Below are 13378 nucleotides of genomic sequence, written 5' to 3' on the forward strand. Positions count from 1 at the left end.
TAACTGCTTTAAAATCAGTTTGATAGAAGGTTTTTATGTGTGATGAATGCGCGATATCACATTAATTAAGCCGTAATGTTCAATAGATTATGTCCAAAAATGCCGTAATCCCCGCGGTCTTTTGCGGCCGAGGGGAAATAATCAGAGAAGAAAACTCAAAAGTAATGGCCGATATTTTGGTAGGAACCGATGATATGTTCGATCAGCAGACGGGTTTTTAACGGCAGATTGCGGGTGTAAGGATAAACGGCATAAATACCCAATACCTTGCCGCAGTGGCCGGCCAGGATCTCCGTCAGTTTGCCGTCCTGCAAATCCTCATACACCATGCAGCGCGGCACCATGGCGATGCCGTGGCCGCCGATCACCGCTTTGCGGATCGCCCGCGCATTGTTGGCCGACAGGTTGCCGTTAACCTGCAGCTCGTAGATTTCGTTGCGCCCCGGCCGTTTCATCAGCCAGTTGGCGGTGCCGCTCTCCTGGTAGGTGTAGGTCAGGCAATTGTGGCCGAGCAGGTCTTCGGCGCTGCGTGGTTCCGGGTGGCTTTCCAAATAGCCCGGCGAGCAGACGATCACCCAGCGGGAATCGAAGATCGGCCGGGCAATCAGGCTCGAATCTGGCATAGTGCCGGTACGGATCGCCAGATCGATGCCTTCTTCCACCAGATCGACGAAGCGGTTTTCCAGCCGCATTTCGACCTTTAGACTGGGATGCAGTGCGCAAAACTCCGCCACGCTCTCGCTCAGCAGCAGCTCGCCCGAAATGGTCGGCACCGACATGCGGATGGTACCGGTTAATTCTTCGCTTTTTTCGCTGACGGCGTACAGTGCCTCCTGCACTTTGGCGCCGATCTCTTTGGCCTGTTGGTAGAGCGCCTGGCCGCTTTCGGTCAGCGTCAGGCTGCGCGTGGTGCGGTACAGCAGCCGGGCGCCCAGGGATTTCTCCAGCCGCCCGATGCGTTTACTGACCACCGAACTGGTGATGCCGGCGCTCTCCGCGGCCTTGCTGAACGAGCCGTAGTCGACAATCAGGGCGAACAGAATCAGGTCGTTGGCGTATTCGTGAGTGGCGAGCATAATCGGCTGTTCCCTTCAGCGGATAGAGGCGTCAGTGTAAGTCTCTCGTTTCAATAAGCAATCATCAAAATGCCCTTGGCGTCGAAATCAGAGGCTGCGCGAGCAATGAGAATTCGTCTTGATCTCATTCTCGTGCCGCTTACAATGCCTGCCAGATCGCGACTTCAGAGGTTTTTTCATGGAACTGCTACGGGTGGTTTATCACCAGTATCGTTGGCCATTTCTGGCGGTTATGGCATTGACCATGACCAGCGCCGGCTTAGGCATCGGTATTATTGCGTTTATCAATCAATACCTGATGGACGCCGGCGGCGATGCGTTGGCCGTACTGCCAATGTTTCTCGCCCTGCTGGCATTGCTGATGGCGGTCACGCTGGGATCGCAATTGGCGCTGACGACATTGGGCCATTACTTCGTCTACCGCCTGCGCGGGCAGTTAGTGAAGCGCATCCTGGATACCGATATTGAACGCCTTGAACAGTTAGGCAGCGCCTCATTGTTGGCGAGCCTGTCCAGCGATGTCCGCAATATCACCGTCGCCTTCGTGCGCTTGCCCGAACTGGTGCAAGGGGTGATTTTAACCTTGGGGTCGGCGGCCTATCTGGGGTGGTTATCGCCGAAAATGTTGGCGGTGACGGCGGTGTGGGTCGCCGTCACCGTGGTGGGCAGCGGCTGCCTGGTCTCGCGGGTTTATCGCCATATGGCCAGTTTGCGCGAGTCGGAAGAGCGCCTCTATCATCATTACGAATCGGTGATTGACGGTCGCAAGGAACTGACGTTAAACCGCAAGCGAGCGCAGGCGCTGTACGAACAGACCTATCAACCCGATGCGCAAACTTACCGCCACCATATCATTCGCGCCGATACCTTCCATTTGAGTGCGCTCAACTGGTCAAATATCATGATGTTAGGCGCGATTGGGCTGGTGTTCTTTATGGCTAACAGCCTGGGATGGGCGGACTCGGCGGTGGCTGCCACCTATTCCCTGACGCTGCTGTTCTTGCGCACGCCATTACTGCAGGCGGTGGGGGCGTTTCCGACGCTGGTCAGCGCCGAAGTCGCCTTCAACAAGCTGAAGACGCTGCACTTGGCCGAGTACCAACCGGCGTTCCCTGTCGCCGCCTGCCGTTCCTGGCAGACGCTGGAGCTGCGTGACGTGGTTTTTCACTATGCAGATAAGGAACAGCAGCCCGGTTTTGCCGTCGGGCCGCTTAATCTGACGCTGCGGCGTGGCGAGCTGGTCTTTTTGATCGGCGGCAACGGCAGCGGCAAGTCAACGCTGGCGATGCTGTTGACCGGATTGTACCGACCGGTGAGCGGCCACATCGTGCTGGATGGCGTCGCCCAGACCGCGGCGGATATGCCGGACTACCGCCGGCTATTTTCGGCGATTTTCACCGATTTTCATCAGTTCGATCGTTTACAAGGGCCGGAAGGCGGTGAACCCGATGCGAAGCTGGTCGCCGCCTGGCTCGAGCGGTTGAATATGAAAAGCAAACTGCAGTTCGACGGCACCAGGGTGACCAATCCGCAACTGTCGCAGGGGCAGCGCAAGCGTCTGGCTTTGCTGCTGGCGGTGGCGGAACAGCGCGATATCTTGCTGTTGGATGAATGGGCCGCGGATCAGGATCCGCAATTCCGGCGCATTTTCTATCGTGAACTATTGCCAGAACTGCGTGCGCTGGGCAAAACGGTGTTTGCCATCAGCCATGACGATCACTATTTCGAATACGCCGATCGGTTGCTTGAGATGCGCTCGGGTCATTTACGTGAGCTGACCGGCAGCGAGCGTGAACATGCCAGCCGGGATTCCGTCAGCAGAATCGGTTAACTCACGCCGGCCCGGGCGAGACCAAAGCGGGCCGGTGCTTCTCTTCGTATGATCCCAGTATGTCGTTTCATTTTATCCCCCGCCTTTAGCGCTGTCTGTTGTCGATTTGGCTTACGGCCAGTCAAATAATTGATAGTTGAATTATTTACTAGTGGTTTAATTTTGACCTTTCAAGGTATGACACACTGCACGTTCGTTCGCCTATCAATTCAAGTTATCGCCTGCCGATAACAGTGATATCCACGGTGCCGTTCTTACCAGGGCGGTAATGCAGATCTATGGCTAGCAGTTGTTTTTTAAATTTCCATAGGAAAAAACGACTTTATTGATCGTTAAAACAGATCGATAATTAATGTTTGAATGGTTTAATCTATTGGTTGAGGGCGCTGTGGTGAGCAAGGATGGATCTGATATCAAACGTAGAGCATGGCTGTGTGTGTTTATCGGTAGCGGGCTATTCTGGCTGTTAACCGCCGCCGTGATTTACTGGTTACTGAGTTAGCAGGTTAAGCAGGAAGGCGATTCGTGAACAAAAAGCAGGCTAAAAACCGTGAGGGCGCTGAGCGTCGCGCACCGTCCAAAATTCCGCCGTCATGGGTGCTGAGCGATGAGCAGCGCGCCTTTATTGAAGATTTATGGCAGGACACCGACTCTGAGGCGGCGCGGCCCCCATCGCGCCGCAGCGTTAGCTGATCACGCGGCTGCGGCCGGCCAACGCGCCGAACAGCATTTGCAAGACGGTCAGGCACAGCAGGGCGATCAACGGCCAGCGCCAGCCTTCCGTCAGATCGTGCAGTAAGCCAAATAGGGTGGGCCCCAGCGCCGCTAACAGATAACCGACGGATTGCGCCATACCCGACAGCAGCGTCGCCTGATGATGATGCTGACTGCGCAATCCAAAGAACGACAGCGCCAGCACCAGCGAACTCCCCGCCCCCAACCCGGCAAACGTCAGCCACACCAGTGAACTGGCGGGTTGCACCAATAATCCCCCGACGCCGATGAAGATCAGCAGCGAGCTGCCCAACGCTATTGCCCGCTGATCGCGCGCACGCGGCAAAATCACCACCATGACAAAGTTGGCGACGATTGCCACCACCTGGTAAACGAACAGTTCGAAACCCGCCTGCTGAGCGGAGGTGCCGTGGCTGGCGGCAAAGGCGCTGAACCAGCCGATGATGGTGTAGAAGGCGATCGATTGCAGCCCCATGAACATCGCTACTTGCCAACCCAGTGCACTGCCCCAGGGAGAGCGATAGCGTTGCAGCTCTGTTGGCTGCGGCTCTTTGGCGACGGGGGTGGCGGAGCGCCGCAGCTGCGGCAGCCACACCAACAGCGCCAGCAGCGCGGGCAAACCCCAACACAGCAAAGAGAACCGCCAGCCGAGGTTGGCCAGGGAGGCCAGTGGCACGGCCAGGCCGGAAGCGATGGCGGCAACCAGTGACATCACCGCCGCATAGGCAGCGATCATCGCGGCAGCGCGATGTGGGAAATCTCTTTTCACCAGCGTTGGCAGCACCACGTTGGCGAAGGCGATGGCGGCGCCGATCAGGACGCTGCCCGGCCAGAGCATGGCGTCTTGCGGCAGGGAACGTAGCACGATACCGCAGACCAGCAGCGCGAGGGCCAGGCCCAGGGTGCGCTCGATGCCGATGCGTTTCGCCAGCGCTGGGGTCAGCGGCGAGAGAATGGCGAACAGGATCAGCGGCAGTGAGTTGATCAGGCCGGCGGCGGTGGCGGACAACGCCAGCTGTTGCTGGATCTGCTCCAGCAGCGGGCCGACGCTGGTCAGGGCGGCGCGCAGGTTGGCCGCGATCAGCATAATGCCGACGATCAGCAAAATAGGGCGGTGTAACCGGCGACGCGGGGTCGCGGTGGACGCTGGGGATGAAGCGGGTTGCGGCATGGGTTCCTCGCACCAGGGCATGCAGTCAATCAGCGCTGCATGGCGTGATGCGTTGATTGACGTTAACGCTTACGTACCGACAAGGGGCCGATATCTGATCGCAAGTGTAGGGAAGATGGCTCGTACTGACAAGGGGATGGCCCGGCGGGATGGTGGCGGTTAATCCCCGCCGGCCGCAGGATAATTATCATTATGTGATCCTGGTCACTGAGTGAACTAAAAGTCATGGCGTGGGGCGCACCATGCGCCGCTTTCGCTTTCCGTGCAGCCCACGTCTCAGCGCTCCGGGGGTTAGCGCTCGTCATGGCATTTCATTTTTCTCCCATTCCACTTTTTGCTTTTCGATTCGTTTCGATTCGAAAGGTTTTTTGGCGGTTTTTTTGCTAAAACGGGGCTGTAAGCCCGATCACAATTTCATTGCTTTCGCTTTGCTGTAATGCCAGCGCAGTAGAGCGAAAGCCATCTTCTCCCCGGCGATGCCGGAAACCTGAGGACCGCAGCTCATGCCAGTGAATACCGCAAAGCGACGTGAACACATTATCGATCTGTTATGCGAGCACGGCAGCGTGCGCGTGGAGCAGCTCAGTAAGCAGTTTGCGGTATCCACGGTGACGATCCGCAACGATCTGCGCTTTCTGGAACGAAAAGGGTGTGCGCTGCGCGCTTACGGCGGCGCAATGCTCAATCAGCAATTCGCTTTCGATCGGCCGTTACGGGACAAAGGGCGGTTGAATCGCGACGTCAAAACGCTGATCGCCAACGCGGCGGCCGGCTATGTGCGCGATGGCGATGCGTTGATCCTCGATTCCGGTTCCACCACCGCGCAGATCGTGCCGTTCCTGAAGGGGCGGCGCGATCTGGTGGTGATGACCAATGCGCTGAACATTGCCTACGAGCTTTCGGGAAACGACGGGGTGGAAGTCATGGTGCTGGGGGGCAGCGTGCGCCGCAACTCTTACTCGCTCTACGGTCCGGCTGCCGAGCAGCAATTGCGTCAGTACCGCTTCGACAAACTGTTTTTGGGCGTCGACGGGTTCGATCTGAGCGCCGGCATCACCACGCCTCACCCCGGTGAGGCGCACCTCAATCGCGTGATGTGCGAGGTGGCACGCGAGATTATCGCGGTGGCGGATGCCAGCAAATTCGGTCGCAAGAGCTTTTGCATGATTCGCGAAGCCGGACAAATCCATCGGCTGATCACCGACAGCCGTCTTCCGGACGATTACGAGCGGGCGTTAACCGAACTGGGCGTGGAGGTCATCATCGCCGATCGGTAGCAGGGCGCCTGCATGGGGGCTTCATGCAGCAGTTGTTACAGCTTGTCGAGCAGCACAAGGCCGGTATGCCGGTCGGGATCTTTTCCGTCTGTTCCGCCCATCCCTGGGTTCTGAAGGCCGCGCTGCGGCAGGCCAAAGCGCGCGGCACGCCGGTATTGGTGGAGGCGACGTCCAACCAGGTTAATCAATTCGGCGGCTATACCGGCCAAACGGCGGCCCAGTTCCGCGATGCGCTGTGGCGCCTGGCGGATGAAGTGGGCCTGGCGCGCGAGCGCGTGTGGCTGGGTGGCGATCACCTGGGGCCCAACGCCTGGCAAGATCGCCCGGCTCAGGAGGCGATGGCGCTGGCGGAAACCTTGATCGACGATTACGTTCGCGCCGGATTTCGCAAAATTCACCTCGATTGTTCCATGTCGTGCGCCGGCGATCCCTCGCCCCTGGGGGATGCCACGGTCGCCGAGCGTGCGGCGCGCCTGTGCGCGGTGGCGGAGCGGGCCTGGGCGCAGAGCGGCGGCGAAGCGCCGGTCTATGTAATCGGCACCGAAGTGCCGGTCCCGGGCGGCGCGCAGGAGGCGCTGGCGGGTCTGCAGGTCACCACGCCGCAGGCGGTGGCGCAAACGCTGGAAACGCACCGCATCGCCTGGCAAAAAGCCGAGCTGAACGATGCCTGGCAGCGAACTATCGCGCTGGTGGTACAGCCGGGCGTCGAGTTCGATCACCACAGCGTTGAGCATTACCAACCGCAGCGCGCCGACGCATTGAGCCACTTCATCGAAAGGCAGCCGGGCATGATCTATGAAGCGCACTCTACGGACTACCAACCACCGCAGGCCTACCGCCAACTGGTGCGCGATCACTTCGCCATCCTGAAGGTGGGGCCGGCGCTGACCTTCGCGCTGCGCGAAGCGCTGTTCGCCCTCGATCGCATCGAGCGTGAATGGCTGGGGGAACGCCAGTCGGCGCAGCTGTGCGCCACGCTGGAGCAGGTGATGCGCGAGCAGCCGCAGCAGTGGAGCCGCTATTACCACGGCACGCCGCACCAGCAGTATCTCGATCGCCACTACAGCCTGAGCGATCGGGTGCGTTACTACTGGCCGCAGCCGCAGGTGCAGCAGGCCGTCGACGGGTTGCTGGACAACCTGCGCCGCAGCCCGGCACCGCTGGCGCTGCTCAGCCAGTACCTGCCGGATCAGGCGCGGGCGCTGAACGCCGGCGAATTAAGCGCCGATCCGCAGGAGTGGGTGCTGCATAAAGTGACGCAGGTGCTCGACGATTACCACGCCGCCTGTTACCCGGAGGGCCGCTGACATGCCGAACATTTTAATGACCCGCATCGACAATCGCCTGGTGCACGGCCAGGTGGGTGTGACCTGGACCAATACCCTCGGCGCCAACCTGGTGGTGGTGGCTAACGACGAGGCCGCCGCCGATCCGGTGCAGCAGAACCTGATGGACATGGTGGTGGCGGAAGGGGTGCAGACCCGCTACTTCACGCTGCAGAAAACCATCGACGTGATCCACAAGGCGGCGGACAGGCAGAAGATTTTTCTGGTGTGCAAAACACCGCAGGACGTGTTGACGCTGGTGCGCGGCGGGGTGCCGATCCGTTTCGTCAACGTCGGCAATATGCACTTCGCCGAGGGGAAGCGGCAGGTGCACAAAACGGTGTCGCTGGACGACGGCGACGTGGCCGCGTTCCGCGCGCTGGCGGCGCTGGGCGTGGAGTGCGAAGTGCGCCGGGTGCCGGATGAAGCGGGCGAGGCGATCGGCAAATTGCTCTTTTGAGCCTGGGGGGAAGCATGTTGACGGATGCGTTATTGATTGCGCTGTTGGCCGGATTGGCGGGGGTTGACCTGTTCGACGGTCTAACCCACTTCCACCGGCCGGTGGTGATGGGGCCGCTGGTGGGGCTGATTTTGGGTGACGTCTACACCGGCTTGTTGGTGGGCGGGACGCTGGAGCTGGTGTGGATGGGGATGGTGCCGCTGGCGGGCGCCCAACCGCCGAACGTGGTGATCGGCGGGGTGATCGGCACCGCGTTCGCCATTCTGACCAAGGCCGATCCTAAAGTGGCGATCGGCGTGGCAGTGCCGTTCTCGATTGCGGTGCAGGGCTGCATCACGCTGCTGTTTACGCTGTTCTCACCGATGATGCACCGCTGCGATCGCATGGTGAAAGAGCTGAACTGGCGCGGCATAGAACGGGTGAACTATCTCGGCATCAGCATCCTGTTCATCTTCTATTTCGTGGTGGCGTTCCTACCGATTTACTTCGGCGCCGACGCGGCCAGCGCCATGGTGCAGAAAGCGCCGGGCTGGCTGCTGGACGGGCTGGCGGTGGCGGGCGGCATGATGCCGGCGATCGGTTTCTCGCTGCTGATGAAGGTGATGATGAAAAAAACCTACGTGGCTTATTTTATCCTCGGTTTCATCTCGGTCACGTTCCTCAAGCTGCCGATCCTGGCAGTGGCGCTGGGCGCCCTGGCGATCGCTTTGATTGATTTCTTCAACACGCAACGCGGCGCGGCAGAGGCGACCGCCCGGCCCGCTCCGCAGGAGGACGCCGAAGATGGCATTTAACGATTCCGACGATCTGCTGGCGCAAAAGGCCGAGCAGCGCATGGCGCAGGCGCTGGCCACCAGCCAGGTGGAGCAGGATGATTATCTGGACAGCCAGCCCGCCGAGGCGCTGACGCGCGGCGACATCAACCGCATGGCCTGGCGTTCGCTGCTGCTGCAGGCGTCGTTCAACTATGAACGCATGCAGGCGGGCGGCTGGCTGTATCAGCTGATCCCCGGGCTGCGCAAGATCCACCGCAACCCGCAGGATCTGGCCAACTCGATGAGGATGCACATGGAATTTATCAACGTGCACCCGTTCGACGTCACCTTCCTGTCCGGCCTGGTGCTGGCGATGGAGCAGAACAAGGAGAAAATCTCCACCATTCGCGCGGTGAAAGTGGCGCTGATGGGGCCGCTCGGCGGTATCGGCGACGCGTTATTTTGGCTGACGCTGCTGCCGATCTGTGCCGGGATAGGCGCTTCGCTAGCGTTGGAAGGGAGCTTGTTCGGGCCTATCGTCTTCCTGCTGCTGTTCAACCTGTTTCATTTCGGCCTGCGTTTTGGGCTGGCGCACTACGGCTATCAGGCCGGCACCAGCGCGCTGGCGCTGCTGAAGACCCACACCCGGCGCATTTCTCACGCTGCGTCGATCGTTGGCATGACGGTGATCGGCGCGCTGGTGGCGTCGTATGTGCACCTGTCCACGCCGCTGGTAATGCATGCCGGCAAGGCCAGCGTGGCCTTGCAGACCGACGTGCTGGACAAGTTGATGCCCAATTTATTGCCGCTGTGTTTCACGCTGCTTATTTTCTTCCTGATGAAGCGCGGATTCTCACCGGTGAAGCTGATAGGCGTCACGGTCGCGATCGGCGTAGTAGGCAAATTTATCGGCATTTTGTGAGGAGCGAGCGATGCCAGGCATTGTGATTACCGGCCACGGCGGTTTTGCCACCGGGCTGTTGCAGGCGGTGGAACAGGTGGTGGGGCCGCAGCGGCACTGCGCGGCGGTTGATTTCCCCGAACAGATGAGTACCGCGCAGCTCAGGGACGCCCTACGCTCGGCGCTGGCTGCGGTGATGCAGCCGGACGGCGTGGTGTTCCTGACCGATATGCTCGGCGGTTCGCCGTTTCGCAGCGCCTGCGAACTGGCGGATGAGCAGGGCGATTGCGAAGTGCTCACCGGCGTCAATATGCAGCTGGCGGCGGAAATGATGCTGGAGCGCGACGGGTTGAGCCTGGATGAGTTTCGCGAGGTGGCGCTGGCGTGCGGCAAACGGGGCCTGACCAGCCTGTGGCATGAGCGCCGCCGAGTGAAGTGCGAAGACGTGCAGACCGACGGCATCTGAACGAACGCCGGGCGCGGTAGCGCCCGGCTCTGCGGGTTATACCGGCAGCGGGCTCAGCGCCAGGCGCGCCGGTTGATCTTCGCTGCGGCTGAAGCGCCAGCAGGTCTGGTGGTACTTCGCCACGCTGTTACGGTGCGCCACGCTGATCAGCGTCACGTCCGGCAGTTCATCCACCAGCAGGCAGTACATCAGCTGCTCGGTTTCGTCGTCCAGCGCGCTGGTGGCTTCGTCGAGGAACAGGATGCTCGGGCGAATCAGCAGGGCGCGGGCGAACGCCAGCCGCTGTTGCTCGCCTGGCGACAGGCGGTGGCTCCAGTTGGCGGCGGTATCCAGCCAGCGCTGCAGGTGCTTCAGGCGGCAGTTTTCCAGCACCCGCATCAGCTGCTCGTCGCTGTATTGTGTCGCCTGGCTCGGGTAGCTCAGCGCCTCGCGCAGCGTGCCGATCGGAATGTAGCTGCGCTGCGGCAGGAACAGGGTATTGGCGTTGGCCGGCAGCCCGATGGCGCCCGCGCCGTAAGGCCAAATGCCGGCGATGGCCCGCAGCAGCGTCGATTTGCCGCAGCCGGAAGGGCCGACGATCAGCAGGCGATCGCCGCGTTGCAGCGTCATCTTGGCGCCGGCCAGCAGCGGCTGGCCGTCGGGTAAGTTCAGGCTGAGATTATCCAGCGTTAACGGATGGGCGGCCTCTTCCCGCAGCTGAATGCCGCGCGGCTGATGGTGAACCTGATCGACGGCGGCGTTGAAGCCGGCCAAACGGTTAACGCAGGCTTTCCAGGTCGCCAAGTCGTTAAACGCGTCGATAAACCACGACAGCGCCCCCTGCACCTGGCCGAAGGCCGAGGCGATCTGCATCAGGCCGCCCATCTGAATGGCGCCGGAGAAATAGCGCGGCGCGGCCACCAGCAGGGGAAACACGATGGCGAACTGGCTGTAGAAGTTGGTGGCAATGTTCAGCCGCCGGGTGATGCGCATAATTGCCCACCAGTTGCTGCGAATGGTGTCAAAACGATCGCCTAGCTGCTGTGCCTCGCGCGGTTCGCCGTGGTACAGCGCGATGGCGTCGTTGTTTTCGCGGATGCGGATCAGGCCGAAACGGAAGTTCGCCTCGTACCGTTCCTGGTTGAAGCCCAGCATGACCAGCGGTTTGCCGACCCACCAGATCAGCAGCGATCCCAGCACCGCATACAGCAGCGCGAACCACACCATATAGCCGGACAGCGTGATGGCGTGCTGACCGAGCGCGAAGGTCATCGGCCCGCTGACGTGCCATAAAATGTCGATAAAGGAAAACAGCGTCACCAGGCTGGAGAGCAGCCCGAGTGACAGCGACAGGGTATATTGGGTCAATACGTTGAGATCTTCCGCGATACGCTGATCGGGGTTATCGACGATCTGTTGCTGCTCGGTGTGATAATACGCCTGGTGCGCCAACCACTTCCCCATGAACTTTTCCGTCATCCAGCGCCGCCAGCGCATCTGGAGCCCCTGGGTGAGGTAGATCTTGTAGACCGCCAACACGATAAAAATCAGCGCCAGATAGGTAAAGCGCCACAGCTGCGCCTTGAACACCGGGTAGTTTTTGTTCTGCAACGCATCGTAGAACACCTGGTTCCACTGGTTGATCAGCACGCTGATATAGACCAGGCCGAGTGACAGGATGACGATGGCGATCAGCATCATCCAGGCGCGCCATCGTTCCTCCGACACCCAAAAGGGTTTGATCAGCTGCCACACGGCGTGTTTCTGCAAGGGGGTTGCGTTCATAACGGCTCGATAATTGCGGTATTTCGTTCAGCATGGGCTGCGGGCCGGTAACAAACAAACCGTGACTGTAAGCAGTTTTAACTCCGCTAACCGTTTGAAATAAAGCGGCTGAATTGCCGGCAGCGTGCAGCTGGGCGCAATTGCGGCATACACTCCGGCGCCGGGCGGTTATACTGGCGCCGAATTTTTGCAGAAAGGATAAACGATGAAGGCTTGGTTTCCTCTGTTGCTGACCTGCGGCGTCTTCGCCAGCGTCCGGGCCTGGGCGCACATTGACGAGCCGGACATCGCCGCCGACTGCCAAAAGGTGGCGAGCTACGCCGAACTGGGAAAAAAGGCCTATCAGCGGCAGGATTACGCTAAAGCCGCCGACATCTTTCGCGATCAGGCGGCCTGGAGCGAGTTTTGCGGCCTGAGCGAGCAGGCTGTCGCTACGGCCTACAACAACGTGGCGTTGTCGCTGATGCACGCCGGCGAATTGCTCAAGGCGCAGGCCTATCTGGCGCTGGCGCCGCACGATGACAAATCGCAGCACAACATGAGCCTGTTGCGCCAACGCCTGGCGCAGTGGCCACAGCCGCAGGGGCTGGCCGGCGTGTATTGGCAATACGCCGGGCGCGGCGTGTGGAGCGAAGTGACGGTGAAGCCGCAGGGCGAGCGCTGGTTGATCGCGTTTTCCGGCTACGCCATGCCGCAGATGGGGCTGTATTACGGGCCGAACATGGGCGACTTCACCGCCGAGCTGCCGATCGAACACGGCAAGGCTGTCTACCACCAGCATGAAGCGGAAAGCGCGCAGGTCTGCGACGTGACAATGGCGTTTGGCAAACAAGCGCTGGAGATGCACACGCGGGGGGATTGCGGGTTCGGTCACAACGTGCGGGCCGAAGGGCGGTTCGTGCGGGTCGAATGACCCGCCCCGGCGATCGGGGCGAGAAGGGTTACGCCAGCGCGGCGGCGCCCAGCAGGTTTTTCCAAGCTTCCACATTGCCCAGATAGTTGCCGGCCGGCAGCAGATGCAGGCGGCCTTCGCTGTCCTGCAGCGCAAAGGTCGGGAAGCCCTGGCCTTGCACTTTGGCCAGCAGCGCCCGGCTTTCCGCGATGTGTTGCGCGGTTGGCGCGCCGCTGCTAAAGCGCATTTCGGCGATAAACGCCGCCGAAGGCAACCCCAGCTCTTTCGCCAACGCTTCCAGCACCGGCGTGTCGGCGATGCGCCGGCCTTCCTGGTAGTGCGCCCGCTGAATGCGGTGCAGCATGTCCAGCCCGCGTCCCGCCAGTTTCTCCGCCGCCAGGATAGCGGTGATCGGCGGCTCGGAATCCATCACTGCCGTGGTGTCGCGCAGCAGGCCGTTGAAATAGGCTTCGCCGAAAGGCTGGCCCGTCATCTCCGCGATGCGTTTGTCGTGCGGAATGACGTAGTTGCGCCATTCGTCGGTGATTTGGCGGCGGTTGTTACCGGTCATCATGCCGCCGGCGTGCGGCACCACCTTCAGCCCGGGGAGGCTCTGAGCCGCTTTCACCAGCGGCGCGGCGCCGTAGCACCAGCCGCACAGCGGATCGAAAATATAATGCAGAGTGGTTTCGGTCATTTTTACTCCTCGCTTGGCGCGCGGCAGT

At 60.7% G+C, this 13378-nt stretch carries 14 protein-coding genes; 10 read left to right on the forward strand and 4 right to left on the reverse strand.

All coding sequences use genetic code 11. From position 1 onward, the window contains the following. Positions 1-155: 155 nt before the first annotated feature. Positions 156-1076: a LysR family transcriptional regulator gene (locus tag ACJ8IL_RS09885; RefSeq protein WP_141998885.1), complete on the reverse strand. Its 921-nt coding sequence runs from the start codon at positions 1074-1076 to the stop codon at positions 156-158. A 178-nt stretch (positions 1077-1254) separates the two neighbouring features. Between ACJ8IL_RS09885 and ACJ8IL_RS09890 the strand changes: the two genes are divergently transcribed. The 3 genes from ACJ8IL_RS09890 to ACJ8IL_RS09900 all read left to right on the forward strand — a co-directional run bounded on the left by ACJ8IL_RS09890 (position 1255) and on the right by ACJ8IL_RS09900 (position 3600). Further along, on the forward strand, positions 1255-2907 hold the full coding sequence (locus tag ACJ8IL_RS09890) for a multidrug ABC transporter permease/ATP-binding protein (protein WP_043139777.1): 1653 nt from the start codon (positions 1255-1257) through the stop codon (positions 2905-2907). A 388-nt stretch (positions 2908-3295) separates the two neighbouring features. Beyond that, positions 3296-3409: a YmiA family putative membrane protein gene (locus tag ACJ8IL_RS09895; RefSeq protein WP_049232362.1), complete on the forward strand. Its 114-nt coding sequence runs from the start codon at positions 3296-3298 to the stop codon at positions 3407-3409. A 23-nt stretch (positions 3410-3432) separates the two neighbouring features. Further along, a complete protein-coding gene (locus tag ACJ8IL_RS09900; protein WP_167324577.1) occupies positions 3433-3600 on the forward strand; it encodes a hypothetical protein in 168 nt (55 codons plus the stop codon). Here the strand turns inward: ACJ8IL_RS09900 and ACJ8IL_RS09905 are convergent. Continuing rightward, entirely contained in the window at positions 3593-4813 is a 1221-nt protein-coding gene (locus tag ACJ8IL_RS09905; RefSeq protein ID WP_025304089.1) for a CynX/NimT family MFS transporter, read from the reverse strand. The genes ACJ8IL_RS09900 and ACJ8IL_RS09905 overlap by 8 nt on opposite strands. Before the next feature lie 503 nt (positions 4814-5316). On the opposite strand from ACJ8IL_RS09905, the gene agaR reads away from it, so the two are divergent. Genes agaR through agaF form a run of 6 tightly spaced genes read left to right on the forward strand, consistent with a single transcriptional unit; the run spans position 5317 to position 9997 of the window. Continuing rightward, entirely contained in the window at positions 5317-6090 is a 774-nt protein-coding gene (agaR, locus tag ACJ8IL_RS09910; protein ID WP_004931804.1) for a transcriptional repressor AgaR, read from the forward strand. Positions 6091-6113: 23 nt separating this feature from the next. Continuing rightward, the gene (locus ACJ8IL_RS09915) at positions 6114-7397 is read left to right on the forward strand and encodes a D-tagatose-bisphosphate aldolase, class II, non-catalytic subunit (RefSeq protein ID WP_043139785.1); all 1284 of its coding nucleotides are present in this window, start codon (positions 6114-6116) and stop codon (positions 7395-7397) included. A 1-nt stretch (position 7398) separates the two neighbouring features. Next, positions 7399-7875, forward strand: coding sequence for a PTS N-acetylgalactosamine transporter subunit IIB (gene agaV, locus ACJ8IL_RS09920; RefSeq protein ID WP_019455696.1), 477 nt, complete (start codon positions 7399-7401; stop codon positions 7873-7875). Between the two features lie 14 nt (positions 7876-7889). Continuing rightward, positions 7890-8669, forward strand: a complete 780-nt coding sequence (agaW, locus tag ACJ8IL_RS09925; RefSeq protein ID WP_019455697.1) for a PTS N-acetylgalactosamine transporter subunit IIC — start codon at positions 7890-7892, stop codon at positions 8667-8669. Continuing rightward, complete coding sequence (locus tag ACJ8IL_RS09930) at positions 8659-9552, forward strand: PTS system mannose/fructose/sorbose family transporter subunit IID (protein WP_147823273.1); 894 nt, start codon at positions 8659-8661, stop codon at positions 9550-9552. Before agaW ends, ACJ8IL_RS09930 begins: the two co-directional genes overlap by 11 nt. A 10-nt stretch (positions 9553-9562) precedes the next feature. Further along, positions 9563-9997, forward strand: a complete 435-nt coding sequence (agaF, locus tag ACJ8IL_RS09935) for a PTS galactosamine/N-acetylgalactosamine transporter subunit IIA (protein WP_025304086.1) — start codon at positions 9563-9565, stop codon at positions 9995-9997. A 36-nt stretch (positions 9998-10033) separates the two neighbouring features. Here the strand turns inward: agaF and ACJ8IL_RS09940 are convergent, their stop codons facing one another. Next, positions 10034-11761: an ABC transporter ATP-binding protein/permease gene (locus tag ACJ8IL_RS09940; protein ID WP_025304085.1), complete on the reverse strand. Its 1728-nt coding sequence runs from the start codon at positions 11759-11761 to the stop codon at positions 10034-10036. Between the two features lie 205 nt (positions 11762-11966). Here ACJ8IL_RS09940 and ACJ8IL_RS09945 point away from each other — a divergent pair, with 205 nt between their 5' ends. After that, positions 11967-12674, forward strand: a complete 708-nt coding sequence (locus ACJ8IL_RS09945; RefSeq protein WP_060435046.1) for a hypothetical protein — start codon at positions 11967-11969, stop codon at positions 12672-12674. A 28-nt stretch (positions 12675-12702) separates the two neighbouring features. On the opposite strand, the gene ACJ8IL_RS09950 is transcribed toward ACJ8IL_RS09945, so the two are convergent. After that, positions 12703-13350 (reverse strand): DsbA family protein, encoded by a 648-nt coding sequence (locus tag ACJ8IL_RS09950; protein WP_025304083.1) that lies wholly within the window; start codon positions 13348-13350, stop codon positions 12703-12705. Positions 13351-13378 lie beyond the last annotated feature (28 nt).

The sequence above is a fragment of the Serratia sp. CY47444 genome (genome assembly GCF_052168635.1).
GTDB classification, from domain to species: Bacteria; Pseudomonadota; Gammaproteobacteria; order Enterobacterales; family Enterobacteriaceae; genus Serratia; species Serratia bockelmannii.